Consider the following 25,208-nt stretch of genomic DNA (forward strand, 5'->3'; position numbering starts at 1 on the left):
CCTAGCTGGCGCGGTCCAGCAAATAGCGGACGAGAGTGGTGAGTGCGGCGGCCGACGACTTCTCGTTGCGCGCGTCGCAGGTGACGACCGGGGTTTCGTCGAGCAGGTCGAGGGCCTCCCGCAGCGCCCGTTCGGCGCGTTCCGGGTTGCCGTCGAAGTGGTTGACGGCGATGGCGTAGTCCAGGCCGTACTGCTCGATCAGGTCGATGACGGGGAAGGAGTCGGCGAGGCGTTCGGGGTCGACCAGGATCAGTGCGCCGAGGGCGCCGCGGGCCATGTCCTCCCACATCTGGACGAAGCGGGTCTGGCCCGGGGTGCCGAACAGGTACAGCACCACGCGTTCGCTGAGGGTGAGCCGGCCGAAGTCCAGGGCGACCGTGGTGGTGGTCTTGCCCCGGACGCCCTTGAGGTCGTCGACGCTCTCGGAGACCCGGGTCATGGTCTCCTCGGTCGACAGCGGCTCGATCTCGGAGATCGAGCCGATGAAGGTGGTCTTGCCGACCGCGAAGTGCCCGACGACGAGGATCTTCACCGCGGTCTGGGTCGCGCCGCCGGAGACGTAGTCCTCGGTGGTCAGGCCGCGGCGGTCAGCCGAACTTGCGGGTGAGCCCATTGAGCACCTCCTCCAGAAGGTCCTTGTCGGCGTTCCGGGCCCGGGGGACGGGCGGCCGGGCCATCAGGCGGCCGCTCTCGGTGAGCGAGGCCAGCACGATGCGGACCACGCCCAGCGGGAGCCGGGTGTGGCCCGCCACCTCGGCGACCGACAGGTAGCCGGCCGAGCAGATGTCGAGCAGCCGCTCCTCCTCCGGCGTGAGCTGGGTGGGCCGGCGGCCCTCCACCGGGGCGGCGGTGACCAGGGTGATCAGGGAGAGCTCCTGGTCGTCGGGCAGCTCCCGGCCCTTGGTGATGACGTAGGCGCGGACTAAGTCCGCCGGCTCGAACTCGAGGTCCTCGCCGCCCGCCCTCACCGGCGGACCCCGAGGTCCTCGCGCGGCGGCGCCGCGAGGAACTTGCCGAGCTGGCCGACCAGTTGCTGCATCCGGAAGGTGATGTCCTGCATGTCGACGTCCGGCAGCGCGGAGACGCCGAGGTAGGCGCCGTCACCGGCGGAGATCAGGAACACCCAGCCGCCGTCGAACTCGACCAGGGTCTGCTGCCAGCGCTGGGTCGGGTTGTCGCAGAAGAAGCCGAGCGAGCGGCTGAGCGACTGCACGCCGCTCATCGCGGCGGCCACCCGGTCCGCGTTGTCCTTGTCGATGTCCCTGGTGCGGGCCATCAGCAGGCCATCGGCGGAGATCAGGACCGCGTGCAGGGCCCCCGGGATCTCCAGCGCGCTGTCGAGCATCCAAGACAGATCGTCGTTCACGAGAACTCATGCCCTTCACTGCTTGCACCGCGGGTGCTGGTCGTCTGGTTCGCGTCGTCCCGCTGGGTGGCGCGACCGGACCTGGTGCCGCGCTGGAAGGCCCCCAGGATCGCCGCGGTCTGCTCCCCGGAGCGGGAAGCGGTCTGCGCGGAGGCTGCGGGCGCGCCGTAGGGGGCGGATTCGGCGGCCGGGACGATCGCCATCGGCCGCTTGCGGCGGCGGATGGGCAGGCCGTCCTCGGTGGCGCCGAACGACTCGACCGCCGGGGGAGTGGCCGCGGCGGCGGGCAGCACGGCCGGCTGCGCCGCCGGTCGTGCCGCGGGGAGGGGCGCCTGGGCCGGGGCCTGGGCGCCCGGCTGGGCGGAGCCGGTGGTGGCGGCGGCGGGCGGCTGAGGGCGCCGCTCGGGCATGCCGGTCAGCAGCTCGTGCGGCAGCAGCAGCACGGAGCGGACGCCGCCGTACGGGGAGGAGGAGTCCACCGAGACCTCGAAGCCGAAGCGCTCGGAGAGCACGCCGATCACCGCGAGGCCGAACTGCGGGGGGTTGCCGAGGCCGGCCACGCCGGTGACCCGGTCGGTGGTCAGCAGCCGCTTCGCGCGGGCCCGTTCCTCGTCGTTCATGCCGACGCCGGCGTCGTCCACCACGATCACCACGCCCTTGGGCACGGTGCGGATGTTGATCTCCACCACGGTGTCGGGGCTGGAGTACGAGGTCGCGTTGTCGAGCAGCTCGGCCAGCGCCAGGGCGACCGGCTCCACCGCGCGGCTGGAGACGCCGAAGTCCACCTGGGAGAGGATCTCCACCCGGCGGTAGTGGCGGATGCGGCCCTGGGCGGAGCGCACCACGTCGTACACCGAGGCGACGTCGCGGTGGCGGCCGAGCCAGCCGCCGCACAGGACGGCGATGGACTGGGCGCGGCGGCCGAACTGGGAGTTGGTGTGGTCGACCTCCAGCAGGTCCTGCAGGATCGCCGAGTCGCCGTACTTCCCCTGCAGCCGGGAGAGGATCAACTGCTGTTCCGCTGCGAGGCCCTGGAGCGTCCGCATGGCGGACTTCAATACCGTTCTGGTTGCTTCGTCCGCCTGTTCCTGAGCGGAGGCGACCGACTGCGTATAGTGGTGTTCCAGGTCGGTGTAGTGCTCCCGGAGCCCGCCGATCTCCTGTCGGAGTGCCGCGGCTGCCTTGCGCTGGCGGACCACGACGAGGACCGCGGCGGCCAGGACGAGGAAGAGAACCCAGAGCAATGGGTTCGCTGTGTATTTCGTCATAAGACTCTCTTCAGGCGACTGGCGGCCGACTGCTGAATCCCCGTCATCGCAGGGTGAACCCGCCGCTCCCCCAAGCGGGATGATCGTATCATCGGGCGAATAGGTGAACGATCGTCAGCATCGATGTGAAGATCCGTCTCATCCCGGGTGCACGCGGGTAGTTGGAACCCCAGGTCAGCACCCTGATGCCGGATCAGCCGCGCCCCCGGACGGGCCGCTTCGGCCCGCGCACCGCCTCCCATCGGGCCATTTACCACAGGAGGCCGGGAATCCGCCGGAACGACGCATCGGTTCGGGGGTTTTTCCGGTGAAACCCCGACCGGCCGACCGGCGGACTGCTAGCCGGGGCGGGACGGCCGGAGCGCCATGGAGCGCAACCCTCCGTTAAGGCGGGGACGTCCGGTCCACGCCGCCCCCACACGGTGCACACCGGTTCTGCACGGAATCCGCCCGCTGTGTTCGTCGTGTACGCGTCGGCTTCCGGCACCCCGGGGGCCGACGCGCCCGCTCAGCCGGCCGACGGCCCGCCGCTCAGCCGGCCGACGGCCCGCCGCTCAGCCGGCCGACGGCCCGCCGCTCAGCCGGCCGACCCGGCCAGCTCCGCCACCACCGCGCCGAGCGCCACCTCGCGGACGGCGCCGTCCGCCCGATCGGTCAGCTCCACCACCCCCGCGGCCAGCGACCGCGCACCGACGGTCAACCGCCGCGGCACACCGATCAGTTCGGCGTCGGCGAACTTCACCCCGGGCCGCTCCGCCCGGTCGTCCAGCAGCACCCGCACGCCCGCCGCGCCCAACTCCCCGTACAGCCGCTCGGCCGCCTCCGCCACCGCGCCGCCCTTGTCGGGCAGCACCGTCAGCACGACGTCGAACGGGGCCACCGCGGCGGGCCAGCGGATGCCGCGCTCGTCGTGGTGCGCCTCCACCAGGGCGGCCAGCACCCGCTCCACGCCGATGCCGTAACTGCCCATCAGCGGCACCACCCGCTCGCCGCCGGGCCCGGAGACCGCCACGTCCAGCGCCTCGGTGTAGCGGCGGCCGAGCTGGAAGATGTGCCCGACCTCGATGGTGCGCAGCACCTCCAGGGCCGCGCCGCACTCCGCGCAGGGCTCGCCCGCCACGACCTCCCGCAGGTCCGCCCAGCGGCCGACCTCGACGTCCCGCTCGACGGACACCCCGCGCAGGTGGAAGCCGTCCCGGTTGGCGCCGCAGGTCAGGCCGGTGCGGCCGCGCAGTGCCGCGTCCGCGACCACGGGCAGGCCGTGGCCGCCCAGCGGGCCCAGGCTGCCGGGGGAGGCGCCGAGCGCCGCGGTGATCTCCTCGGCGGTCGCGGGCCGGGCGGCCGAGGCGCCCAGCGCGTCCAGCAGCTTCTGCTCGACCAGGGCGTGGTCGCCGCGCAGCAGCACCAGCGTCGGCGCCCCGTCGACCACCTGCACCAGCGTCTTCAGCTGCCGCTCCGGCGCGACGCCGTGCTGCTGGGCCAGCTCCTCGATGCTGCGCGCCGCGGGCGTGGCGAACTCCTCGGGCACCGCCCCGTCGAGCGGGTCCGCGACGGCGGGTAGCGCGGACAGCGCCTTCTCGGTGTTGGCCGCGTACCCGCAGCCCGGACAGCGCACCACCAGGTCCTCGCCCGCCGCCGAGGGGCTCATGAACTCCACCGAGGCGCTGCCGCCCATGCTGCCGCTGGAGGCCCGCACCCCGAACGCGGGCAGCCCGAGCCGCTCGAAGATCCGCAGGTACGCCTGCCGGTGCGCCTCGAAGGAGCGCTCCAGCCCGGCCTCGTCCAGGTCGAAGCTGTACGAGTCCTTCATGGTGAACTCGCGTACCCGCAGCAGGCCCGAGCGGGGCCGCGCCTCGTCCCGGAACTTGGTCTGGAACTGGTACCAGACCTGCGGAAGCTGCCGGTACGAGCGCAACTCCCCGGCGAGGTGCGCGAACACCTCCTCGTGGGTCATCCCGAGGGCCTGCTCGGCGCCCTTGCGGTCGGTCAGGCGGAACATCTCCTCGCCCATCGACTCCCAGCGCCCGGTGCGCCGCCACAGCTCCGCCGGGTGCAGCGCGGGCAGCAGGAACTCCTGCGCCCCGATCCGCTCCATCTCCTCGCGCACCACCGCGACGATCCGGGCCCGGACCCTGGCCGCCAGCGGCAGCAGCGAGTAGTGGCCCGCCGACAGCTGCCGCACGTACCCGGCGCGGACCAGCAGGCGGTGGCTCGCGGCGTCGGCGTCGGCCGGGTCCTCCCGCAGGGTGGGTACGTACAGCTGCGACCAGCGCATGGGGGACACCGTCCTCTCGGCCCGCGGAAAAGGAGTTCGGAGTCTAACCAGGAGGCGGACCGAACCGCTCCGAATAAAACCGCTCCACCGCAGGCCGGAGGCGTCGTCCGGGCGCCGGGTACCGGGCGGGCCGGGGCGTCCCGGGGGATTTCAGGAACTCTTGGCGGAGGGCGCCAGCGGGGACTTCGGGACGAAGCAGACCGTGACGCTCTTCCGCTTCCTGGTCTCCGAGTACCAGCCGGGGTGCTCGGGCATCGAGGTGCAGGCCGTCCGGTCGCTGCTCTGCACCACCTTGATCACCCGGTAGACGGCCTTGGCGTCGCTGCACGGCACCACCTTGAAGGTGGGCTTGACCGAGGTGCCGCCGGACTTGTACATGCAGTCGCCGACCTTGGCGGTGTTCGCGCCGTCGTTCGGCACGAACAGCCAGACGATGCCGATCACGATCGCGCCCAGCCCGGCCGTGACCACCGACAGGATCTGCTTGGGCCGCCAGCGCGACACGGTGCGCGCGCCGTAACCACCGGGAGGCGCGTACACGACCGGCTGTCCGGGCGCGCCCGGCGGCTGCTGGTACTGGCCCTGCGGCGGGGGGTACTGGCCGGGCTGCTGGTACTGGGCCTGCGGCGGGGGGTACTGGCCCGGCGGCGGCGGGTACCCGCCGGGCTGGGCGTACGGGCCGGGCTGCTGGGCGTACCCGCCGGGCTGCTGGGCGTACGGGCCCGGGGGAGGCGGCGGGTAGCCGCCGGCCTGCGGCGGGGGGTACTGGCCCGGCGGCGGGTACTGGCCCGGCTGGGGAGTGCTCACGGATTTTTTCCTTCACGGCGCGAAAGGCGTACGGCCGACGAAGCGTAGCCATGCAGCCGGGAAGGAATGCGGCAACAACGGGGAAATTATTGCCTTCTCTTTACCTTCGGTTCGGCCGGAACCCGGCATTTCCCCATGAATTGCCCGCGCATTGTGAAGCGCTCAGAAGCGGCCCGGAACGGATCCGGAGCGGTCCCGGAGAGGTTATTGCCACCCGGGTGCGGTGCGAACCCCTAGTCGCCGGAGGTTTCCGGCGCCCGCCCCGGCCCGGCCAGCAGGAAGGGGCGCAGCCCGCGCTCCAGCAGTGCGCCGCGCCAGGCGGCGCGGGCCTCGGCGATCCGCTGTTCGTGCCGCGGGGGACCTGGCGGTCCGGTGCGCCGCCAGGCGGCGGTCAGCAGCAGGCCGAGCAGCCCGGCCAGTGCGCCGGCCACCGCGATCGCGACGGCGCTCCAGGCGGCGGTGCGCAGCGGGACGGTGAGCCCGGCGTGCGGGCGGGACAGGCCGAGGACGGCGCCGAGCAGGAAGAACACGGCGGCGGCGCTGCCGCTGACGATCGGCACCACCAGGGCCAGGGCGCCGAGCCAGCCGGTCAGCCGCTCGCCCCGCTCCCTGGCCAGGGCGGCCGGTTCGGGCGCGGCGTCCCGCAGCCGGCGGTAGGCCAGGTACTCGGGTTCGGCGGCGGCCAGGATCCGGGCGGCGTGCTGCCGGGCCAGGGTCCGCAGCCGGGCGGCCCGCAGCGGGTCCTCGGCCAGGGCCAGTGCGGCGCGCACCGCCGGGTCGGCCAGGGCCCGGCCGAGGGCGTACTCGAAGTCGGCCCGGTCCTGCCGGGTGGGGCCGTCGCCGGTGCGCGGGTCCATCGCCGTCGTCCGCTCCGTCCGCCGGCCGGGCTCAGCCGTAGGTGAGGTCGGAGCAGGCGTCCTCGTCGGCGGAGCGGGCCTGGCTGACGCTGGTGGGCAGCGGGCCGGTGGGCACCGGCGGGGCGGCGGGGGTGCCGGCCGCGGCGTAGTCGGCGCCGAGGGTGAGGGCGATTCCGGCCCGGCTCGCGGCCTGCAGCCGGGCGCCGGGGAAGAGCGCGGCGACCTTCTCGGCCTGCGCCTTCTCGCCGGGCCCGTACTCGACCAGGGTGGTGCGGTGGGTGCGGGAGGCGGCGTTGGCCCGGCCGGTGACGGTGAACCCGGAGCCCTCCAGGGTCTCGGCGGCCCGGGTGGTCAGTCCGGCGGTCCCGGTGCCGTTGTAGACGGCGACCTCGATGCCGGCGCCGTCGGCCTTCGCGGACGCGGTGGGCGCGGCGGACGTGGTGGGCGCGGCGGACGCCGACGGGGCGGGGGTGGCGGAGGCGTCCTGCCCGTCCAGGGTGCGGTCGGCCCTGAGGGCGGCCCACAGCTGGTCGGCGTCGGGGTGCACCAGGGCGACCCGTTCGCCCTGGTAGCGCCAGGGCACGGTGAGGAACTTGATGTCGTGCAGGTCGACGTCCTTGAGCGACATGGCGAAGTCGATCAGCTTCGAGGCCGAGCCGAGGCCCTGGTCGACGGTGAGCGACTTGGTGGCGGCGTCGGCCAGCGGCAGCAGCGTGGTGGGGTCCATGCCCTCCGACTTGACCTGCTTGATCAGTGAGGAGAGGAACGCCTGCTGGCGCTTGGTGCGGCCGATGTCGGAGCCGTCGCCGAGGCCGTGCCGGATCCGGACGTAGTCGAGCGCGGCCTGCCCGGAGATGGACTGGTGCCCGGCCTTGAACAGCTCCTTGCCGCGGTGGCCGAGGTTGGGGTCCAGGTCGCCCTCGTAGAGGGCCTTGGGCAGGCAGACGTCGACGCCGCCGACCGCCTCGGTCATGTCGGCGAAGCCCTGGAAGTTGACCACCATGGTGTGGTCGATCCGCAGCCCGGTGAGCTTCTCCACCGTGTTCTGGGTGCAGGCCGGGTTGCCCTGCTCGGTGTCGCCGACCGAGAAGGCGCTGTTGAACATGGCACTGGGCTGGTCGTCGGTCCAGGTCTTGTCCGGCAGCATGCAGGGCGGGATCTCGACCAGCGAGTCGCGCGGGACGGACACCCCGACGGCGTGCCGGTGGTCGGCGTAGACGTGCAGCAGGATCGCGGTGTCCGAGCGGGCGCCGCCGTCCCGGCCGCCGCCGAGGTCCTTGTTGGCGCCGTCGCGCGAGTCGGAGCCGATCAGCAGCAGGTTGACGGGGGTGCGGCCCTGGGCGTCGGCGCTCGCGGCGGCGGGACGGTCCTTGCTGACGCCGTCGTCGCCGAAGGTGCTCAGGTTGCCGTTCAGCCGGTAGTAGACCAGCCCGCCGGCCAGGACGACCAGCGAGAGCGTCCCCGCGGTGCTCCACAGCACGATCCTGCGCACCCGGCGGCCGCGGCTCCGTGCGCCGCCGTGACCGTTCCTCGCCCTGCGCACGGACATGACGCCCCCTCACCCGTTGCCGCCGCCCGAACTTCTACATGGCTGTAGAAGTCGAGCGAAGCATACAAACCCGACAGGGTGAAGTCACACCCGTCCCCGGCTACCCCGGAGGGCGGGGACGAACCGCGGGGCGTCGACGGCGGAGGGAGGCGCTCGACGGCTGGGAGGCGGGGGAGGCGCGCGGCGGCCGGACGGGTGGCGGCGCGGGCGCGTACGGGGCGGCGTGACGTGCGGAGGCGGGGGCGGCGCCCCGGGGAACGGCGGATCCCCCGGCGGCTCGGCGGCCGGCGGGGGATCAGTGGGTGCGGAGCAGTCCCAGGTGGACCACGGTGACCTGGGCGAGGTCCAGATCGGCGTCGCGGCGGTGGCGGCGGGCCTCGGCCGATTCGGCGCGTTCGATCGCCTCGCGGCGGGCGTCCTCCTCGGCGGCGGCGTCCACGATGAAGAGGTGGCGGCCGGAGCGGACCTCGTTGGCGTGCGGAATCTCGACGCACCAGCGATGGCGGCTCTGGGTGGCGTTCATCGGCCTTCCTCTCCCGGCGCGTCCTGCGGACCGGTGCATGAGGTGCTACTGCTGCTGACCTAGACGATAGGTATAGGCCAATTCGTCCGTCAAGAGGCCGAGCAGATTGTCAAATAATCCGTTCAACGGTGAAAATGGGCGGTAGGTCCGCTACCGTTCGGTGCATGACAGCCCCCGCCACCACGGCCCCCTCGGCCCGCCGCCTGCGCACCCGGGCCACCCTGCTCGCCGTCCTCGGCGAACACGGCACGCTCAGCCGGGCCGAGATCAGCCGGCTCACCGGGCTCTCCCGCTCCGCCGTCAGCAGCGCCGTCACCGACCTGCTCGACGAGGGCCTGGTCAGCGAGACCACCACTCCCACTGCCGCCGGCCCCTCCCGGCCCGCGGGCCGCGGCCGTCGCGCCGCCGCCGTCACCCTGCGCCGCGCCCACGCCCTGGTGCTCGCCTTCGACTTCGGCCACACCCACGTCACCGCCGCCGTCGCCGACACCGCCGGCACCGTCCTCGGCGAGGCCACCGCCCACCTCGACGTCGACAACCACCCGCGCGAAGTCCTCGACGCCGCCCGCACCCTCGCCGGACAGGCCCTCGACGCCGCCGGACACCACCTCGACGAGATCACCGCCATCGCCGCCGGCATCCCCGGCGCCCTCGACACCCGCACCAACGTGGTCCGCGCCCCCTCCACCCTCTCCCAGTGGATCGGCATGGACCCCGCCGCCGAACTCGGCCGGGTCTTCGAACGCCCCGTCACCGTCGGCAACGACGCCGAGATGGGCGCCCGCGGCGAACGCGCCTACGGCGCCGGCCACACCGTCAACGACCTCGTCTACGTCAAGGCGTCCACCGGCATCGGCGCCGGACTCCTGCTCGACGGACGCATCTACCGCGGCGCCAGCGGCATCTCCGGCGAGATCGGCCACATCCAACTCCCCGACACCGGCACCTGGTGCCGCTGCGGCAACCGCGGCTGCCTGGAGTCCGTCGCCTCCATCGTCGAGGTCCGCCGCCGCCTGATCCACGTCCTCGCCCCCGGCGCCCGACCCGGCGAAGCCGTCGACCTCCCGCCGCTCGACCGCCTCGCCGACGTCCCCGCCGCCGCCCGCGTCATCGGCGAAGCCGGCCGCACCATCGGCCGCGTCCTCGCCGACCTGGTCAACTGCCTCAACCCCGCCGCCATCATCATCGGCGGCGAACTCGGCCAGGCCGGCGCCCCGCTCGTCCACGGCATCCGCGAATCCGTCGACCGCTACGCCCAGCCCGCCGTCGCCGAAGCCGTCGACATCCGCGCCAGCCGCCTCGGCCTGCGCTCCGAGCTCTACGGCGCGATCGACGCCGCCGTGGCGGTCGCCGTCGGACGCTGACCCGCTGCGCGGGGGCACGCGGAGGGTGGGAAAGGGGGGCGGGAAAGGGGAGCGGGCCCCGGGCCGGGCCCGCCGTCGGGCGGCTACGCGTCGGGGGCGGCGGTGCCGGGGCGGTGGGCCCGTTCGGTGAGGTAGCGGCGTTCGGGGAGGGACGGGGCGAGGGCGGCGGCGCGGCGGAAGGCGGTGGTGGCGGCGGGGGTGTCGCCGGTGCGGAGCAGCAGCTCGGCGCGGACCGCGTGGTAGCGGTGGTGGCGGTCCAACTCGTCGGCCAGGGAGTCGAGTTCCTTCAGGGCGGCGGCCGGGCCGTGCACCTCGGCGAGGGCCACGGCGCGGTTCAGCGCGGGCACCGGGCCGGGGGCGACCCGCAGCAGCAGGTCGTACAGGGCGAGGATCTGCGGCCAGTCGGTGGCCGCGACGTCCGGTGCCTCGTCGTGCAGTGCCGCGATCGCCGCCTGCAGTTGGTAGGGGCCCACCCGCCCGGCGGGGAGGGCCCGTTCGACCAGGGCGGTGCCCTCGGCGATCGCCGCCGCGTCCCAGCGGCCGCGGTCCTGTTCCGCCAGCGGCACCAGCTCGCCGTCCGGGCCGGTGCGGGCCGGGCGCCGGGCGTCGGTCAGCAGCATCAGCGCGAGCAGGCCCATCACCTCGGCGTCCTGGGGCAGCAGCCGGTGCAGCAGCCTGGTCAGCCGGATCGCCTCGTCGGACAGCGGCGGGGCGGTCAGGCCGTCGCCCGCGGTGGACGCGTAGCCCTCGTTGAAGACCAGGTACAGCACCTGCAGCACCTCGCGCAGCCGCCCGTCCTCCTCGTCCGGGCCGGGCAGCGCGAACGGCAGGCCGGAGGTGCGGATGGTCTGCTTGGCGCGGCTGATCCGCTGCGCCATCGTCGCCTCCGGGACGAGGAACGCCGCCGCGATCTGCGCGGTGCTCAGGCCGCCGACCGCGCGCAGGGTGAGCGCGACCCGGCTGGGGGCGGTCAGTGCCGGGTGGCAGCACAGGAACAGCAGGGCCAGCGAGTCGTCCCGGTCGGCATCCGGTCCGGCGTCGGCCGGGCGGCCGAGCAGTTCGGACTGCGGGGTGGCCAGGAACAGCCGCTCCTCGCGTTCGCGCCGGGCCCGGTCGGCCCGGACCAGGTCGACCAGCCGGCGCGCGGCGACCGTCACCAGCCAGCCGCGCGGGTTGCCCGGACGCCCGTCCCGGGGCCACTGCTCGGCGGCCGCGAGCAGCGCCTCCTGCACCGCGTCCTCGCAGGCGTCGAACGCGCCGGAGTGCCGGCGCAGCAGCGCCGCCAGGACCTGCGGCGCGAGTTCGCGCAGCAGGTCCTGGTCGGCGGGGGCGGGGAGGGTCACTTCGCCTCGTGCAGGATCGGCCACAGTTCGACCGGCTCGCGGTCGGCCCACGGCATGTCGGCGGCGATCTCCAGCGCCCGCTCCTCGCTGTCGACGTCGAGCAGGTAGAAGCTGGCCATGTACTCCTTGGTCTCCAGGTACGGGCCGTCGCTCACCACCGGCAGGCCCTCCTGGCGGCGGACCAGGCGGCTCACCGCGGCGTCGCCGAGCCCGTAGGCGCCGATCAGTTCGCCGCTCTCCCGGTAGCGCTCGTTGAACGCGTCCTGTTGGGCGATCGCCTCGGTCCAGCCCTCGGCCGGCAGCGAGTCCCACTTCTCCTGGTTGCCGTAGGTCATCAGCAGGTACTTCACGGGGACCACTTCCTCGGTTGGGTTCGTGCGGTTGCGTGCTTGCGTCCAGTGGTCGGAGCAGGAGGAGGCGATCTCTACATGCCGCCGGAGGTTTTCCGGGAATTTTTCTCCGGACGCGTCTCCGCAGGTCAAAGCCCGTGCGCCCGTGCGGCGGTGTGCCTGTGCCGCCGCCCTCGTACCGCCGCGCCCGTACTGCCGCCCTCGTACCACCGCCCTCGTACCACCGCCCTCGTGCCGCCGCGCGCAGCGCCCCCGCTGCTGCGCACGGTGCGGACGGTGCGGACGGGTCAGGCGGCGGGCGGGGTCCAGACGTACGGGGTGGTGGTGGTCACGGCGTGCATGCCGAGGCGGCGCAGGATGGGGGTGCTGTCGGGGGAGGCGTCGACCTGGAGGTGGCGGATGCCGTGGTCGAGGGCCCAGCGGGCGCGGTGGGCGACCAGCGAGCGGTAGATGCCGCGGCCGCGCCAGGCTGCCAGGGTGGAGCCGCCCCAGAGGCCGGCGAAGCCGGTGCCGGGGGTGCTGGTGAGCCAGGCGGCGGAGACCACCTCGGGACGCGGGGCGTCGGTCTCGGCGACCAGGACGAGGAAGTTCTCGGTGTCGCCCGCGCGGGAGGCGAGGTTGCCGGCGAGCCAGGACCAGTCCTCGCCCCAGACCTCGGTCTGCACCGCGGCGATCCGCCGCATGTCGTCCAGGGCGGTGACCCGGCGGAGGGTGATGCCCTCGGGTGCGGGGGTGGGGGTGGCGAGTTCGGCGGCGAGGCCGATCAGGACGGTCTCATCGTCCTCGCCGACGAAGCCGGCGGCGGTGAGCCGCTCGGGGAGGTCGGCGGGGAGGTCGTGGCCGCGGGTCTTCCACTCGACGGCCTCGCCCCGGGCGGCGAAGAAGTCGCGCTGGCGGGCGATGAGGTCGTCGAGTTCCCGGCCGCGCAGGCCGAGGTCGGGGCGGGGGGAGGTGACGAAGCCGCGGAAGCCGCCGTACTTGCGCAGCAGCGGGCCGTCGCTGTCGGGGGTCTCGCCCTCGCCGATGGTGCCGAGGCCGCGCATGTGCTCGTCGTAGGCCGCGAGCAGGGCCGTGGTCAGTTCGGTCATCGGGCGAGCGTAACGATCACCGCGGGGCACCGGTAGGCGCGGGGCACCGGTACGTGTGGAACACCGGTGCGCGCGGAACACCGGTGCGCGCGGGGCACCGGTGCGTGCGAAGCATCGGGGCTGGCGTTGACGCCGGGGTCAAGGTCTACCGTCGTGGCATGCGGATCGGCGAGCTGGCACAGCGGGCGGGGACCACCACCAGGGCGCTCCGTTACTACGAGTCCCGGGGGCTGCTGCCCGCGCGGCGCGGCGGCAACGGGTACCGGGCGTACGACGAGGAGGACCTGCGGCTGCTGCGGCAGATCCGGGTGCTGCAGGACTTCGGGTTCGGGCTGGAGGACACCCGGCCGTTCGTGGAGTGCCTGCGGGCGGGTCATCCGGAGGGTGACTCGTGCCCGGCCTCGCTGGAGGTGTACCGGGCGAAGCTGGCCGAACTGGACGCGATGGTGGCCCGGTTGAGCGAGGTCCGGGAGGTGGTGGCGGGGCAGCTGGCCCGGGCCGAGGCCGCGCGCGACGCGCTGGCCGGGGCCGGGGGCGGCGAGCCGCGCTGCGAGCTGGCCCGGTCCGAGGAGTGATGACGGATGCGGCGGGAGCCGACGAGAGCGAGGAGGAGCCGATGAGTGGCGTGCGCGTGGTGACGGACCAGGACTTCGCGTCCGAGGTGCTGGCGGCCGAAGGGCCGGTGCTGGTGGAGTTCACCGCCGAGTGGTGCCCGCCGTGCAAGCAGCTGGCGCCGGTGCTGGAGGAGTTGGCGCAGGAGCAGGCGGGGCGGCTGGCGGTGGTGGCGCTGGACGTGGACGCGAACCCGGAGACCCGGATCGCGTACGGGGTGCTGTCGATGCCGACGCTGATGGTGTTCAAGGGCGGCGAGCCGGTGCGGTCGATGGTGGGGGCGCGGGCGAAGAGCCGGCTGCTGAGGGACATCGACGACCTGCTGTAGGCGGGTGAGCTGTGTCACGGGGCGGGGTGGAGGAGTGGATGCGAACCATCGTCGCGTTGTAAAGTGCAACTAAATATTAGTTGTACTTGCCAACCATGGAGATGCGATGTCCTCGCTCCCGGCAGCGTCCCGCCCCGCCCTGCGGCCCGCCCCGCGCCCCGACCTGCGGCCCGTCCTGCGGCACGTCCTCACCCACCTGGTCACCCCGCTGCTGATGTGCCTCGGCATGGGGATCGCCTACCTCTCCGCCTTCCACGCCCCCGCCCCGCACCGGATGCCGGTCGCCGTGGTCGGCCAGGGCCCGCAGACCCAGGTGCTCGCGCAGACGCTCAAGGACAAGGCCGGTGACGGGCTGGACGTCGTCACCGTGGCCGACACCGACGCGGCCCGCGCCCGGCTGCTCGACCGCGACCTGGTCGCCGCCTACCTGCCGGGCGCCGACGCGCCGACCCTGCTGGTCGCCTCCGCGAACTCGGACACCTCGGTGACCGTCGCCGAGAAGGTGTTCACCAAGGTCGCCGCCCAGCAGGGCAAGCCGCTCACCGTCCAGGAGCTCACCCCGCTGCCGGCCGGCGACCCGACCGGGCAGGGCCTGTTCTTCCTGCTGGTGGCGCTGAGCATCGGCTCCTACGGCTCGGTGGCGGTGCTCGGCGCGGCCGGCGCGGCGCTGGCCATGCGGGTGCGGGCGCTGCTCGGCCTCGGCGTGGCGCTGGTGGTCAGCCTGTTCGGCGCGGCGCTGGCCGGGCCGGTCTTCCACCTGGTCGACCACGGCCTGTTCGGCGTCTGGGCGATGAGCTGGCTGTACTCGGCGGGCATCATCGCGATCGGCACCGCCCTGCACACCTTCCTCGGCCGGTGGACCACGCTGACCATGATGGCGCTGTTCGTGATGCTCAACTTCACCAGCTCCGGCGGCATCTTCCGGCCCGAACTGCAGAACGGCTTCTACGGCGCCCTGCACTCCTTCTGGAACGGCGCGGGCTTCCTGGAGGGCGTCCGCGACCACGTCTACTTCGGCGGCCGGGCCGGTCTCGGCGGCCACGTCGCCACCCTGTTCGGCTGGCTCGCGGCCGGCGCGGTGCTGCTCCTGCTGGCCGCCCGCACCGAGCGGAAGCGGGCCCTCGTGACGGCCCCCGTCCAGCCCGTCGAGCAGGCCGAGGACGAGGAGATGGAGGAGGCGGTCGGCGTCTGAGCGCGGCTACCCCTACCGTGGTCCGCAACACCGCGCACGACGAAGGAGCCACCGCCATGCCCGACCGCGACGCCGCGCTGGAGACCATCCAGCGGGAGCTCACCGCGTTCGCCCGCCGGGCCCGCCACAAGGCAGCCCAGCTGCACCCGGAACTCTCGCTGGTCACGTACAGCATGCTCGACCTGGTCAAGGAGCGCGGTTCCTGCCGGGCCGCCGACCTGGCGTCGCACTTCATGCTCGACAAGTCCACCGTGAGCCGGCAGGTCGGCGCGCTGGAGCGGCTCGGGCTGCTGGGCCGCAAGGCCGACCCGGACGACCAGCGCGGCCAGCTGCTGCACCTGACGGACGCCGGCGAGCAGCTCCTCGCGGAGGCGTACGAGCAGCGGCGGCGGGCCTTCACCGACCGCTTCACCTCCTGGGGCGACGAGGACCTCGACCGGTTCGCCGCCTACCTGGTCCGCTACGGCGAGTCCGAGTAGGCGGCGCGGGGCGGGAGCCGGGAGGATGGCGGCCATGCCCACGATGACCGAGCCCGAGTGGCGCGCCTTCCTCTCCCACGGCACCCTCCCCCAGCCTTCGGCCGGGGGGACCCCCTTCGGCAAGCTCGCCACCACCCGCGCCGACGGCAGTCCGCACCTGGCCCCGGTCTGGTTCCTGCTCGACGGCGACGACCTGGTGTTCAACACCGGCCGGGACACCGTCAAGGGCCGCACCCTGCGCCGCGACGGCCGGGCCGCGCTGTGCGTGGACGACGACCGGCCGCCGTTCGCGTTCGTGCTGGTCGAGGGCGTCGCCTCGGTCAGCGAGGAGCTGGACGAGGTCCGGCACTGGGCGGGCCGGATCGCCGCCCGCTACATGGGCGAGGACCGGGCCGAGGAGTACGCGGCCCGCAACGGCGTCCCGGGCGAACTGCTGGTGCGGCTGCGGATCGGCAAGGTGCTCGCCCAGGGCGGCGTCGCCGACTGAACGACCGGGCTTGACCCTCACGTCGCGTGAGGCCCCAGGCTGGTCGCAACAGCGGCGGGAAGGAGGGAACGCGATGGACGACGGGGGCTACCCGGTCGGTCGGCTGGCGGCGATCGCCGGAGTCACGGTGCGCACCCTGCACCACTACGACGAGATCGGCCTGCTGTCGCCGAGCGGCCGCACCCCGGCCGGCTACCGGCGCTACAGCGAGGCCGAGCTGGACCGGCTGCAGCAGATCCTGTTCTACCGCGAACTCGGCTTCCCGCTGGAGGAGATCGCGGCGATCCTGGACGACCGGACGGTCGGCCCCAGCGAGCACCTGCGCCGGCAGCGTGAGCTGATCGGCGACCGGATCCGCAAGCTGGAGGAACTCGCCGCGGCGGTCGAGCGAGCGATGGAGGCGAGGACCTTGGGGATCCAGTTGACCCCGGAGGAGAAGTTCGAGGTGTTCGGCAAGGACTACCAGGAGAGCTGGGAGGACGAGGCCCAGCAGCGCTGGGGCGAGACCGCCGCCTGGAAGCAGTCCCGGCAGCGCACCGCCCGCTACACCAAGGCGGACTGGGAGCGGATCAAGGCCGAGGCCGACGGCATCAACGACGCCCTGGTGGCGGCGTTCACGGCCGGCGCGGCCCCGGCGGGCGAGCAGGCGATGGCGGTGGCCGAGCAGCACCGGCGGCACATCGGGCTGAACTTCTACGACTGCGGCCCGCAGATGCACCGCTGCCTCGGCGACATGTACGTCGCCGACCCGCGCTTCACCGAGACGTACGAGAAGCTCGCCCCCGGCCTGGCGCCGTGGCTGCGGGACGCGATCCACGCCAACGCCGACCGGCTGGAGCGCGAGCAGGGGCAGGAACCGGGACGGGGGCAGGAACAGCAGGGCTGACGGCGGCCCGGCACCGGACGGCCCGGCGGGCTCAGGCCGCCCGGCCGAAGGTGCGCCGGTAGGCGGTCGGGGAGGTGCGCATGGTGCGGCCGAAGTGGTGGCGGAAGGTCGCCGCCGACTCGAAGCCCACCGCCGCGGCGATCTCCTCCACGCTGCCCTCCGGCGACTCCAGCAGCGGCAGGCTGGCCGCGATCCGCTGGACCGCCACCCAGCGCATCGGGCTGACCCCGTTGCGGGCGGTGAAGTGCCGCAGGTACGAGCGGTCGGACATGCCGGCCGCCCGGGCCAGCAGCGGCACGGTCAGCGGCCGGGCCAACTGCTCCAGCGCCCAGCGCATCGAGCGGGCCACCCCGTCCTCCGGCTCCTCCACCGGCCGCACCGCGGCCTGGATGAACTGGGCCTGCCCGCCGTCCCGGTGCGGCGGGACGACGAAGCGGCGGGCGACGGTGTTGGCGACCTTGGCGCCGTGGTCCTGCCGGACCAGGTGCAGGCACAGGTCGATGCCGGCGGCGCTGCCCGCGCTGGTCAGCACCTGCCCGTTGTCGACGTACAGCACGTCCGGGTCGACCCGCACGTCCGGGTAGCGGCGGTGCAGTTCCGCCGCGTACCGCCAGTGCGTGGTGGCGGGCAGGCCGTCCAGCAGTCCGGCGGCGGCCAGCGCGAAGGCACCGGAGCAGATCGACACCACCCGGGCGCCGCGGGCGTGCGCGGTGCGCAGCGCGGCGGTGACCGCGGGCGGCACGTCGCCGTACGGGTCGGGCACCCCGACCACCACGACGGTGTCGGCGGCGGCGAGTTCCTCCAGGCCGTGCCGGGGGGTCAGGGAGAACCCGCCGACCGCCTCCAGCGGGTGGCCGGGGCGCTCGGCGCACACCCGGACGTCGTACCAGGGGGCGGCGAGCAGCCCGGCGAGTTCGGGCCGGGCGAGGGCGAACACCTCGACCACCACCCCGAGTTCGAACGGGGCCATGCCCGCGAAGGCGTACACCGCGACGGTGTGCACCGGCGCCGGGCGCCTTCCGATGGTGACGGGCACGGGCTCGGCCATGTGGTGCTCCCGGGGCGGCCGCGGGTGGTTTCGCGCCGAGTGTAGCCAGCGGTCCGGGCGGCCGGAAAATCCTTGGAACCCGGAGGCAACCTCCCGGGAGGATGGGGAGTCATCACTCGGGGGGTCGGCGCGGCCACTCCCCGTACCCGTCCGCCACCACGTCCGGAGAGCGTCCGATGCCCGTGCCGATGCCCGTGCCGATCCGTGTCCGCGATGAGAAGAACGCCCTGGCCCGTTCGGCCCGTTCGGGCTGGGGCCGGCGCCACTGAGCGCGGCCGGCCCCGGCCCGGACGGTGTTCCGCCGGGTCAGGAGGTCAGCGAGGCCATCCAGGACTCGACCTCGTCGGCCTGCCGGGGCAGGCCCGCGGAGAGGTTCTCGTTGCCGTCGGCGGTGACCAGGATGTCGTCCTCGATCCGCACGCCGATGCCGCGGTACTCCTCGGGGACGGTCAGGTCGTCGGCCTGGAAGTACAGGCCGGGCTCGACGGTCAGCACCACGCCCGGCTCCAGCTCCGCGTCCACGTACTCCTCGCGGCGGGCGTGCGCGCAGTCGTGCACGTCGAGGCCGAGCATGTGGCCGGTGCCGTGCAGGGTCCAGCGGCGCTGCAGGCCGAGCTCCAGGACCTTCTCCAGGTCGTGGACCGAGGAGTCGATCAGGCCCCACTCCAGCAGGCGGGCGGCGAGCACCCGCTGCGCGGCGTCGTGGAAGTCGCGGAACTTCGCGCCCGGCCGCACCGCGGCGATGCCGGCCTCCTGGGCGTCGTACACCGCGTCGTAGATCTTGCGCTGCAGCGGGGTGAAGCGGCCGTTGACCGGCAGGGTGCGGGTGACGTCGGCGGTGTAGAGGGTGTGGGTCTCCACGCCCGCGTCCAGCAGCAGCAGTTCGCCGGGGCGCACGTCGCCGTCGTTGCGCACCCAGTGCAGGGTGGTGGCGTGCGGGCCGGCCGCGGCGATCGTGCCGTAGCCGACGTCGTTGCCCTCGACCCGGGCGCGGCGCCAGAAGGTGCCCTCGATCCAGCGCTCGGAGGTGGCGACGGCCCGGTCCAGCTCGCGCACCACGTCGGTGAAGCCGAGCACGGTGGCGTCGCAGGCGGCCCGCAGCTCGCCGATCTCCCACTCGTCCTTGACCCGGCGCAGGCCGGACAGGAACACCCGCAGCTCGTCGTCCTTCTCCGCGTCGAGCTGCTCGGCCAGCGCGGCCTCCAGCGCGGCGTCGTAGCCGCGGACGATCCGGGTCGGGACGGCGGTGGCGGCCAGCTCCTCGGCGGCCTTGCGCACGTCGCGCACCGGCAGGCCGTACAGCTGCTCGGACTCGGTCAGCGAGTGCCGGCGGCCGACCCACAGCTCGCCCTGGCCGCTCAGCCAGAACTCGCCGTTCTCCCGGTCGGAGCGCGGCAGCAGGTACAGCGCGAACTCGTGGCCGCCGTCGACCGGCTCGCCGACCAGGACGGCGTCCTCGGTGCGGTTGCCGGTCAGGTGGACGTACTCGCTGGCGGCGCGGAACGCGTACTCGGTGTCGTTGGCCCGGGTGCGCAGGTTGCCCGCCGGGACGACCAGGCGCTCGCCGGGGAACGCGGCGGACAGCTCCGCGCGGCGCGCGGCCGCGTACGGGGCCTGGACGTCGGGGGCCAGGCCGCGCAGTTCGGTGTCGGCCCAGCCGGTGCGCATGGACGCGGCGAGTTCGTCGGAGACGCCGTCGTACAGGCCGTTCTTGCGGCTCTTGACCGGCTTCTCCTCCTCGCCCTCGGCGGAACCCTCGGGGTTCTCGGACACCGCCGGGCTGCGGTCCTCGGTCACTACGTCGCCTCCTCGCGCGCGCTGCCGCCCGCCCGTCCCCGGATCGCGGGGCGTGCGGGCGGATGTCGCCCCCATGGTACGTAGGGCCGTTCGAACGGAGGAAGGGCGTCCGGTGTCCGGGGCGCGGGGGTCCGCCTACTCGAAGCGGACGGCCAGCAGCACCAGGTCGTCCACGCCCGGCTCGCCGCCGCCGGCCCGCTCCAGCAGGTGGGCGCAGAGCCGGTCCGGGTCGATCCGGACGTCCCGCGGGGCGTCGGCGGCGGCCCGGCGCAGCGCGCTCTGCCCGGCGTGCAGGTTCGGGGCGAAGCGGCGGGCCAGGCCCTCGGTGTACAGCACCAGCACGTCGCCGCGCTCCGCGGTGAGCTCCACCCCGGGCGCCTCCCAGCAGCTCAGCATGCCCAGCGGCGCGGACAGCGAGGTCTCCACGAAGTTGGCGCCGTAGCGGGTGAGCAGCACCGGCGGGCAGTTGGCCGCCCCGGCCAGCGCGATCCGCCGCTCGGCCGGGTCGACGCAGGCGTAGACGGCGGTGGCGGAGCGGGTCGGCTCGGTGGTCTTCAGCAGCAGTTCGAGGTCGCCGAGCACCGAGACCGGGTCCTCGCCCTCCAGCACCGCGTAGGCCCGCAGCGCGGCCCGCACCCGGCCCATCGCGGCGGCGGCGCCCACCCCCGCGCCCGGCCCGGCCCCCGGGCCGCCGCCGAGCACGCTGCCCACCGTCAGGCCCAGGGTGTCGTCGGGCAGCGCGATCGCGTCGTACCAGTCGCTCCCGGCGGCCCGCTCCAGCGCGGCGGGCACGCAGCGGGCGGCGACCTTCAGCCCGGTGCGGGCGGGCAGGTGGTCGGGCAGCAGCGAGCGGCGCAGCGCCTCGGTGGCGCGCACCGCCCGGTCCGCCTCCAGCTGGCGGTCCAGCAGCGGGGCGGCGAACTCGCAGTAGCGGCGCACCAGCTGCTCGCGGCGCTCGTCGGGGCTGCCGGGCTCGTCGTAGAACCAGGCGGCGGCGCCGAGCGGCCGCCCGTCGACGGCGGTCAGCGGCAGCGCGTAGCAGGCGCCGAGGCCGAGCTGCCCGGCGACCTCGCGGAAGCGCGGGCCGACGGCCGGGTCGGCGGCCAGGTCGGCGATCAGCAGCCGGCCCTCCGGACCGGGGCGGCCGAGCAGCCCGGCGAACGGGCCGTGCTCGACCGGGACGGTCTCCAGCGTGCCGAGCATCGCCCGGTCCAGGCCGAGCCCGACCGGGCGCGCCGGCTGCCGGTCGGGGCCGGGCGGCAGCGTCACCACCAGGCCGCGGCGGGCGCCGAGCAGGGCCGCGCCGGAGTCCAGCAGCGCGTCCAGGGTGCCGGCCAGGCCGTCGGCCCGGGCGAGCAGCTCCAGGTGCTCCTGCAGGCTGGTGAAATCGGACAGCCATCCGGCCAAACGGTCCTGCAGGTCGGCGGCGGGCGCCTCGCCCAGGAACGGCAGCGGTCCGGGCGGCAGCGCGGTGTCCGCGGGCACCGGGGCCGAGGATGCCGTGGCCGTAGGCGCCGTGGACGTCGACGGGTGGACGTCGGTCATGTCGCAACTCCCCACAATCCGGAACGTGTCACGCAAGACCACCGAGACCGACCGAAACGATGTCTTTACTCACTACTCGGCATGTTTCTCCCACTTGTACACAGGCCGATCGGGGCATGTCCAGGAGTGCGGCGGCCGAACGTGCCAGGGATCGTACGTGCGGCCCGCCGGGACGCCACCCGGGGCGGAGCGCGCTCACTCGTACGGTGGAACCGGGGGCCCGGCGGCCGCGTCCATCCGGGCGTATGGGGGATTCTCGTTCCAGCGGCGGGTAGCCGAGACGCACACGCACCGCCCGCCACCCCGACCACGCCGTCCGACCGATCAGACGATCGCACCGACCGTGCCGTGCGCCCCGATGCGAACGCGGAAAGGAACGAGCCGCCATGCGCCCACCCCGCCGAGAGCAGCTGTCCGAGCGCGCCGGCCGGTGGTGGCCGGGCCGCCGCAGCCGCGTGCTGGCGCTGACCGCCGCACTGGGGGCCGCCGGGAGCGGCTGGCCGGTGGTGCCGGGGGCCCGGGCGCTGCGCGGGGCGCCGGGGCCGTGCTCCTGCGGCGACCGCGCCTGCGCGATGCCCGGCGGGCACCCGCACGACCCGCCGCTGGAGGCGGCCACCACCGACCCGCGGATGGTGCGCTGGTGGTGGGAGCGGCGCGCGCCGGGCGCCCCGGTGCTGGTGGCGACCGGGCGGGCGCTGGGCGCGGTGAGCCTGCCCCGCCCGGCCGGGCCGTGGCTGCTGCGGCACCTGGACGAGATCGGCGTCCCGTGCGGCCCGGTGCTCGGCACGCCGGGCCGGTTCGTGCTGCTGACCGCGCCGTACACGCTGGCCGAGCTGGGCGGGCAGCTGGCCGAGCGGCCGTGGGTGCCGGGCGTGCTGCGCTACCACGGGCCGGGCGGCTACCTGGTGCTGCCGCCGTCCCGGACGGGGGCGGGCCCGGTGCACTGGGTGCGCCGGCCGGGGCCGGGGCGGCCGTGGCTGCCGGAGGTCGGGACGCTGCTGGGCGGGCTGATCACGGCCAGCGCGGTCGCGCTGCCGCAGCGCTGAGGCACCGGGACACCGGGGGCACCGGGGGCAGCGGGCGGGTCCCCCGGCCCGGAGCGCGAAAAAGTCCGACCGCTGGCGACGGGGGATGCACCAGCGGTCGGACCTTTCAAACAGTAACAAAGATCCGGCTCCGCGCCAATTTGTCCACGTGGAAAGGGCTTTGACGGAGCCGGAAATACGGCCCGGACCGCCCGGCGGGCGATCGCGGTCAGTTCAGAGTGACCTGACGGCTCACCAGGTTGGCCCGCGCCCGGCGTTCCTCGGCGGTCAGCGGCGCGGGCGCGGCCAGCACCTCGGCCAGCTTCGCGGCGAACTCCACGGCCGGCTTCTCCACCTCGGCGGCGGTCATCTCCACCGGCAGGTCCCACACCGGGACGGTCAGGCCGTGCGCCCGGAACGAGCCCACCAGCTTGGTGCCCTCGCCCAGCGAGCTGTCACCGGCCGCCGACAGCCGGGCCAGCGCGTCCAGCAGCTGCTCCTCGGGCACGGTCATCACCCAGCGCAGGTGGTTCTTGTCCGGGGTGCCGCACCAGTACGCGGAGTCCACCCCGGCCAGCTTCTCGGTCGGGATCGCCGAGGCGTTGGCCCGCTCCAGCGAGGCCGCCACCTCCCCGGTCGCCGACTCGGCGTCCTCCAGCCAGAACTCGAAGCCGGTGTGCACCTCGGGCTCGAACGCGGCCGAGGTGTCCAGCAGTTCCTGCAGCCGGCGGCCGCCCGGGTTGGTCCGGCGGGCCGGCACCGGGGTGCCCGGCTCGGTGGCCAGCGCCAGCTCCAGCGCGTCCGCCAGGTCGCGGCTCAGGTCGCCCGAGGAGGACTGCGTCTGCAGGCCCAGCAGGATCGACCCGTCCGGGCGGCGCAGGGCCGGCCAGGCCAGCGGCAGCACCGTCGCCAGCGTCACCGACGGGACCTCGCCCACGGCCCCGTCCGCCACCCCGGCGGCCAGCACCAGCGGCACCGTGGCCGCCGGGACCAGCTCGCGCAGGGCCACCCAGTCGGCCTCGCCCGGCAGGCCCTCGAACGGGCGGTGCACCAACTCCTGCACCGCGTGGGCCGCCTGACGGCCGTGGCACGCCTTGTACCGGCGGCCCGAACCGCACGGGCACGCCTCGCGCGCCCCGACGACCGGGACCTCGCCCTCGACGGCGGTGGACTGGCTGGGCTGCTTCTTCGCGGCCTTCTTGGCCATGGTGCGGCTCTCCCGGAGACGTCGGACGTTGCACCGGGCAGCCTACTTCGCCCGCGCGGCCCCACCCGGGCCCCGCTCAGGCGCTGCGCCGCCGCCCGCCGCCCGCGACCTGCCCGGACGCCGGGAGCTGCGCCCACACCGTCACCTGACCGGGTGCGTGCCGCACGCCCCAGTCCCGGGCCAGCTTGCCCACGATGCTCAGGCCCCGGCCGCCGTGCGCCGTCACCGACGGACTGGCCGGAACCGGCCGGGTCGCCGCCCCGCCGTCCGTCACCTCGAGGGTCAGCAGGCCGTCGCCGCGCATCTGCCAGCCCACCAGCACCGTGCCGCCCTCGGCCTCCTGGCCGACCGCGGCGTCGTCGTACTCCAGCGGTCTAGCGTGGCGACAGGAATTGCTGAGCAGTTCGGAGAGGATCAACACCGCGTCGTCAATCACCGCTTCCGGTATCGACCGGTCACCGAGATCGCTGCGCAGCCTGCGCCGCGCGGTCGAAACACTGGCCGGCCCGTGCGGAACCGCCATGGCCGATGAGGTCGACCCGGCCTGAACTGGCACAGCTCGCGCCACCATCAACGCCACCCCCGGACCTCCTTCAGCTTCTGCCGAGGGATGGATGCCCGCCGGTAATGCGTCGGAAACGGACGTTCGACGATCCGATGGCGGCATTAACGACATCCGCGGCGACATCCGCGCGGGCCGCGGGCAAAAGGTGAGGGGCGCCTCACGTTCAGCGGCGCCGATCGGCGGGAAACACCGCCCGGAAATACCCCGTTCGGTATTTCTGTCACGCGATTGGGCCCCGGGTGCCACCCGCCGGGCGGCGCGGCCGGGCGCCGTCCGCCGACCGCCACCCGTCGCGGGACCGCGCGCTCGGCGGCCGAGTCGGGCCGGCACCTCGGCGGCCGAGTCGGGCCGGCACTTCGGCGGCCGAGCCGGGCCGGCACCTCAGCGGCCGAGTCGGGCCAGCACCTCAGCCGGGCGGTTGGTGATCAGCGCCTCCACGCCGAGCTCCAGGCAGAGTTCGACGTCCTCCGGCCGGTCCACCGTCCACACGTGCACCCGGTGCCCGGCCCGGCGCAGCGCCGTCACCAGACCGGGGTCGCGCCGCACCAGCTCGATGCCCGGACCGGCGATCGACGCCCCGCCCGGCAGCGACCTGGTCCGGCCCAGCACCGGCAGCCGGCGCTCCCACAGGTACACCCGGGGCAGTGCCGGGGCGGCCCGCCGCACCCGGTGCAGGGCCAGCTCCGAGAAGCTCATCACCCGCACCGCCGACTCCTCCGGCGCGGCCGGCAGCAGCCCGAACCGGCCCAGCACCCGCAGCAGTTCGCCCTCCACCCGGCCCGCGTACCGCACCGGGTGCTTGGTCTCCACCGCCAGCTCCACCCGCCGCCCGGCGTCCGCCACCAGCTCCAGCAGCCGCTCGAAGGTGAGCACCGAGCTGCGCCGCGGCTCCCCGGGGTGCTTCCACGAACCGAAGTCCAGCGCCGAGAGCTGAGCCAGCGTCATCGCCGACACCGTGCCCCGCCCGTCCGAGGTCCGCTCCACCGTGCGGTCGTGCACGCACACCAGCTGCCCGTCGGCGGTGAGCCGGACGTCGCACTCCAGCCCGTCCGCGCCCTCCTCCAGCGCCCGCCGGTACGCCTCCTCGGTGTGCTCCGGGAGCGCCGCCGAGGAACCCCGGTGGGCGATCACCTTGACCGCCGAGCGGTCGACGCGGTCCGTCCGGGCGGCGGGCGAACCGGCCGCGCTGTGCTGGGTGTCCACGCCGACCACGGTACGCGGCGCCCGGTGGCCGCCGGCCCCCGGCA

At 74.5% G+C, this 25,208-nt stretch carries 26 protein-coding genes; 8 read left to right on the plus strand and 18 right to left on the minus strand.

The genetic code is table 11. The features are described 5' to 3' along the window. Window position 1 precedes the first annotated feature (1 nt). From ACFUEL_RS01740 to ACFUEL_RS01780, 9 genes are all read right to left on the minus strand, one after another. On the minus strand, window positions 2-613 hold the full coding sequence (locus ACFUEL_RS01740; RefSeq protein ID WP_380233903.1) for an ATP/GTP-binding protein: 612 nt from the start codon (window positions 611-613) through the stop codon (window positions 2-4). After that, complete coding sequence (locus tag ACFUEL_RS01745; RefSeq protein WP_380233904.1) at window positions 588-968, minus strand: DUF742 domain-containing protein; 381 nt, start codon at window positions 966-968, stop codon at window positions 588-590. Before ACFUEL_RS01745 ends, ACFUEL_RS01740 begins: the two co-directional genes overlap by 26 nt. Continuing rightward, window positions 965-1,366, minus strand: coding sequence for a roadblock/LC7 domain-containing protein (locus ACFUEL_RS01750; protein ID WP_030457517.1), 402 nt, complete (start codon window positions 1,364-1,366; stop codon window positions 965-967). The genes ACFUEL_RS01745 and ACFUEL_RS01750 overlap by 4 nt, the downstream gene beginning before the upstream one ends. Then, entirely contained in the window at window positions 1,363-2,634 is a 1,272-nt protein-coding gene (locus ACFUEL_RS01755) for an ATP-binding protein (RefSeq protein WP_380233905.1), read from the minus strand. The genes ACFUEL_RS01750 and ACFUEL_RS01755 overlap by 4 nt, the downstream gene beginning before the upstream one ends. A gap of 577 nt (window positions 2,635-3,211) precedes the next feature. Further along, window positions 3,212-4,909, minus strand: a complete 1,698-nt coding sequence (locus tag ACFUEL_RS01760) for a proline--tRNA ligase (RefSeq protein WP_380233906.1) — start codon at window positions 4,907-4,909, stop codon at window positions 3,212-3,214. Window positions 4,910-5,059: 150 nt separating this feature from the next. Then, window positions 5,060-5,716, minus strand: a complete 657-nt coding sequence (locus tag ACFUEL_RS01765; RefSeq protein ID WP_380233907.1) for a hypothetical protein — start codon at window positions 5,714-5,716, stop codon at window positions 5,060-5,062. Window positions 5,717-5,949: 233 nt separating this feature from the next. Then, on the minus strand, window positions 5,950-6,573 hold the full coding sequence (locus ACFUEL_RS01770; protein WP_380233908.1) for a hypothetical protein: 624 nt from the start codon (window positions 6,571-6,573) through the stop codon (window positions 5,950-5,952). Window positions 6,574-6,604: 31 nt separating this feature from the next. Then, window positions 6,605-8,122, minus strand: a complete 1,518-nt coding sequence (locus ACFUEL_RS01775; RefSeq protein ID WP_380233909.1) for an LCP family protein — start codon at window positions 8,120-8,122, stop codon at window positions 6,605-6,607. A gap of 295 nt (window positions 8,123-8,417) precedes the next feature. Beyond that, the gene (locus tag ACFUEL_RS01780; RefSeq protein WP_033250350.1) at window positions 8,418-8,645 is read right to left on the minus strand and encodes a hypothetical protein; all 228 of its coding nucleotides are present in this window, start codon (window positions 8,643-8,645) and stop codon (window positions 8,418-8,420) included. Window positions 8,646-8,809: 164 nt separating this feature from the next. On the opposite strand from ACFUEL_RS01780, the gene ACFUEL_RS01785 reads away from it, so the two are divergent. Continuing rightward, window positions 8,810-10,009 carry an ROK family transcriptional regulator gene (locus tag ACFUEL_RS01785; RefSeq protein WP_380233911.1) on the plus strand — a complete coding sequence of 400 codons (1,200 nt, stop codon included), beginning with the start codon at window positions 8,810-8,812 and terminating at the stop codon, window positions 10,007-10,009. Window positions 10,010-10,092: 83 nt separating this feature from the next. Here the strand turns inward: ACFUEL_RS01785 and ACFUEL_RS01790 are convergent, their stop codons facing one another. The 3 genes from ACFUEL_RS01790 to ACFUEL_RS01800 all read right to left on the minus strand — a co-directional run bounded on the left by ACFUEL_RS01790 (window position 10,093) and on the right by ACFUEL_RS01800 (window position 12,790). After that, entirely contained in the window at window positions 10,093-11,352 is a 1,260-nt protein-coding gene (locus ACFUEL_RS01790; RefSeq protein ID WP_380233912.1) for an RNA polymerase sigma factor, read from the minus strand. Then, window positions 11,349-11,702, minus strand: a complete 354-nt coding sequence (locus ACFUEL_RS01795) for a YciI family protein (RefSeq protein ID WP_380233913.1) — start codon at window positions 11,700-11,702, stop codon at window positions 11,349-11,351. The genes ACFUEL_RS01790 and ACFUEL_RS01795 overlap by 4 nt, the downstream gene beginning before the upstream one ends. A 287-nt stretch (window positions 11,703-11,989) precedes the next feature. Beyond that, a complete protein-coding gene (locus tag ACFUEL_RS01800; RefSeq protein WP_380233914.1) occupies window positions 11,990-12,790 on the minus strand; it encodes a GNAT family N-acetyltransferase in 801 nt (266 codons plus the stop codon). Between the two features lie 158 nt (window positions 12,791-12,948). On the opposite strand from ACFUEL_RS01800, the gene ACFUEL_RS01805 reads away from it, so the two are divergent. The 6 genes from ACFUEL_RS01805 to ACFUEL_RS01830 all read left to right on the plus strand — a co-directional run bounded on the left by ACFUEL_RS01805 (window position 12,949) and on the right by ACFUEL_RS01830 (window position 16,774). After that, complete coding sequence (locus ACFUEL_RS01805) at window positions 12,949-13,365, plus strand: MerR family transcriptional regulator (RefSeq protein WP_380233915.1); 417 nt, start codon at window positions 12,949-12,951, stop codon at window positions 13,363-13,365. A 41-nt stretch (window positions 13,366-13,406) separates the two neighbouring features. After that, window positions 13,407-13,730: a thioredoxin gene (trxA, locus tag ACFUEL_RS01810; RefSeq protein ID WP_380233917.1), complete on the plus strand. Its 324-nt coding sequence runs from the start codon at window positions 13,407-13,409 to the stop codon at window positions 13,728-13,730. Window positions 13,731-13,836: 106 nt separating this feature from the next. Beyond that, window positions 13,837-14,922 (plus strand): hypothetical protein, encoded by a 1,086-nt coding sequence (locus ACFUEL_RS01815; RefSeq protein WP_380233919.1) that lies wholly within the window; start codon window positions 13,837-13,839, stop codon window positions 14,920-14,922. A 56-nt stretch (window positions 14,923-14,978) separates the two neighbouring features. Next, the gene (locus ACFUEL_RS01820) at window positions 14,979-15,401 is read left to right on the plus strand and encodes a MarR family winged helix-turn-helix transcriptional regulator (RefSeq protein ID WP_380233920.1); all 423 of its coding nucleotides are present in this window, start codon (window positions 14,979-14,981) and stop codon (window positions 15,399-15,401) included. 43 nt (window positions 15,402-15,444) lie between these two features. Further along, a complete protein-coding gene (locus ACFUEL_RS01825; RefSeq protein ID WP_380233940.1) occupies window positions 15,445-15,888 on the plus strand; it encodes a PPOX class F420-dependent oxidoreductase in 444 nt (147 codons plus the stop codon). A 73-nt stretch (window positions 15,889-15,961) separates the two neighbouring features. Beyond that, window positions 15,962-16,774 (plus strand): MerR family transcriptional regulator, encoded by an 813-nt coding sequence (locus ACFUEL_RS01830; RefSeq protein WP_380233921.1) that lies wholly within the window; start codon window positions 15,962-15,964, stop codon window positions 16,772-16,774. Window positions 16,775-16,805: 31 nt separating this feature from the next. On the opposite strand, the gene ACFUEL_RS01835 is transcribed toward ACFUEL_RS01830, so the two are convergent. From ACFUEL_RS01835 to ACFUEL_RS01845, 3 genes are all read right to left on the minus strand, one after another. Then, window positions 16,806-17,822: a helix-turn-helix domain-containing protein gene (locus ACFUEL_RS01835; protein WP_380233922.1), complete on the minus strand. Its 1,017-nt coding sequence runs from the start codon at window positions 17,820-17,822 to the stop codon at window positions 16,806-16,808. A 306-nt stretch (window positions 17,823-18,128) separates the two neighbouring features. After that, window positions 18,129-19,619: an aminopeptidase P family protein gene (locus ACFUEL_RS01840; RefSeq protein WP_380233923.1), complete on the minus strand. Its 1,491-nt coding sequence runs from the start codon at window positions 19,617-19,619 to the stop codon at window positions 18,129-18,131. Between the two features lie 135 nt (window positions 19,620-19,754). Beyond that, window positions 19,755-21,104 (minus strand): PP2C family protein-serine/threonine phosphatase, encoded by a 1,350-nt coding sequence (locus tag ACFUEL_RS01845; protein ID WP_380233924.1) that lies wholly within the window; start codon window positions 21,102-21,104, stop codon window positions 19,755-19,757. A gap of 446 nt (window positions 21,105-21,550) precedes the next feature. On the opposite strand from ACFUEL_RS01845, the gene ACFUEL_RS01850 reads away from it, so the two are divergent. Then, the gene (locus ACFUEL_RS01850; protein ID WP_380233926.1) at window positions 21,551-22,210 is read left to right on the plus strand and encodes a bifunctional DNA primase/polymerase; all 660 of its coding nucleotides are present in this window, start codon (window positions 21,551-21,553) and stop codon (window positions 22,208-22,210) included. Between the two features lie 208 nt (window positions 22,211-22,418). On the opposite strand, the gene ACFUEL_RS01855 is transcribed toward ACFUEL_RS01850, so the two are convergent. The 3 genes from ACFUEL_RS01855 to ACFUEL_RS01865 all read right to left on the minus strand — a co-directional run bounded on the left by ACFUEL_RS01855 (window position 22,419) and on the right by ACFUEL_RS01865 (window position 25,164). Further along, on the minus strand, window positions 22,419-23,396 hold the full coding sequence (locus ACFUEL_RS01855) for a DUF5926 family protein (RefSeq protein WP_380233927.1): 978 nt from the start codon (window positions 23,394-23,396) through the stop codon (window positions 22,419-22,421). Window positions 23,397-23,472: 76 nt separating this feature from the next. Then, entirely contained in the window at window positions 23,473-23,967 is a 495-nt protein-coding gene (locus ACFUEL_RS01860) for an ATP-binding protein (RefSeq protein WP_380233941.1), read from the minus strand. Window positions 23,968-24,342: 375 nt separating this feature from the next. Further along, window positions 24,343-25,164 (minus strand): glycerophosphodiester phosphodiesterase, encoded by an 822-nt coding sequence (locus tag ACFUEL_RS01865; protein WP_380233928.1) that lies wholly within the window; start codon window positions 25,162-25,164, stop codon window positions 24,343-24,345. Window positions 25,165-25,208: the final 44 nt, after the last annotated feature.

Origin of the sequence: Kitasatospora sp. NPDC057198, from assembly GCF_042670125.1 — a bacterium.
Taxonomy (GTDB): domain Bacteria; phylum Actinomycetota; class Actinomycetes; order Streptomycetales; family Streptomycetaceae; genus Kitasatospora.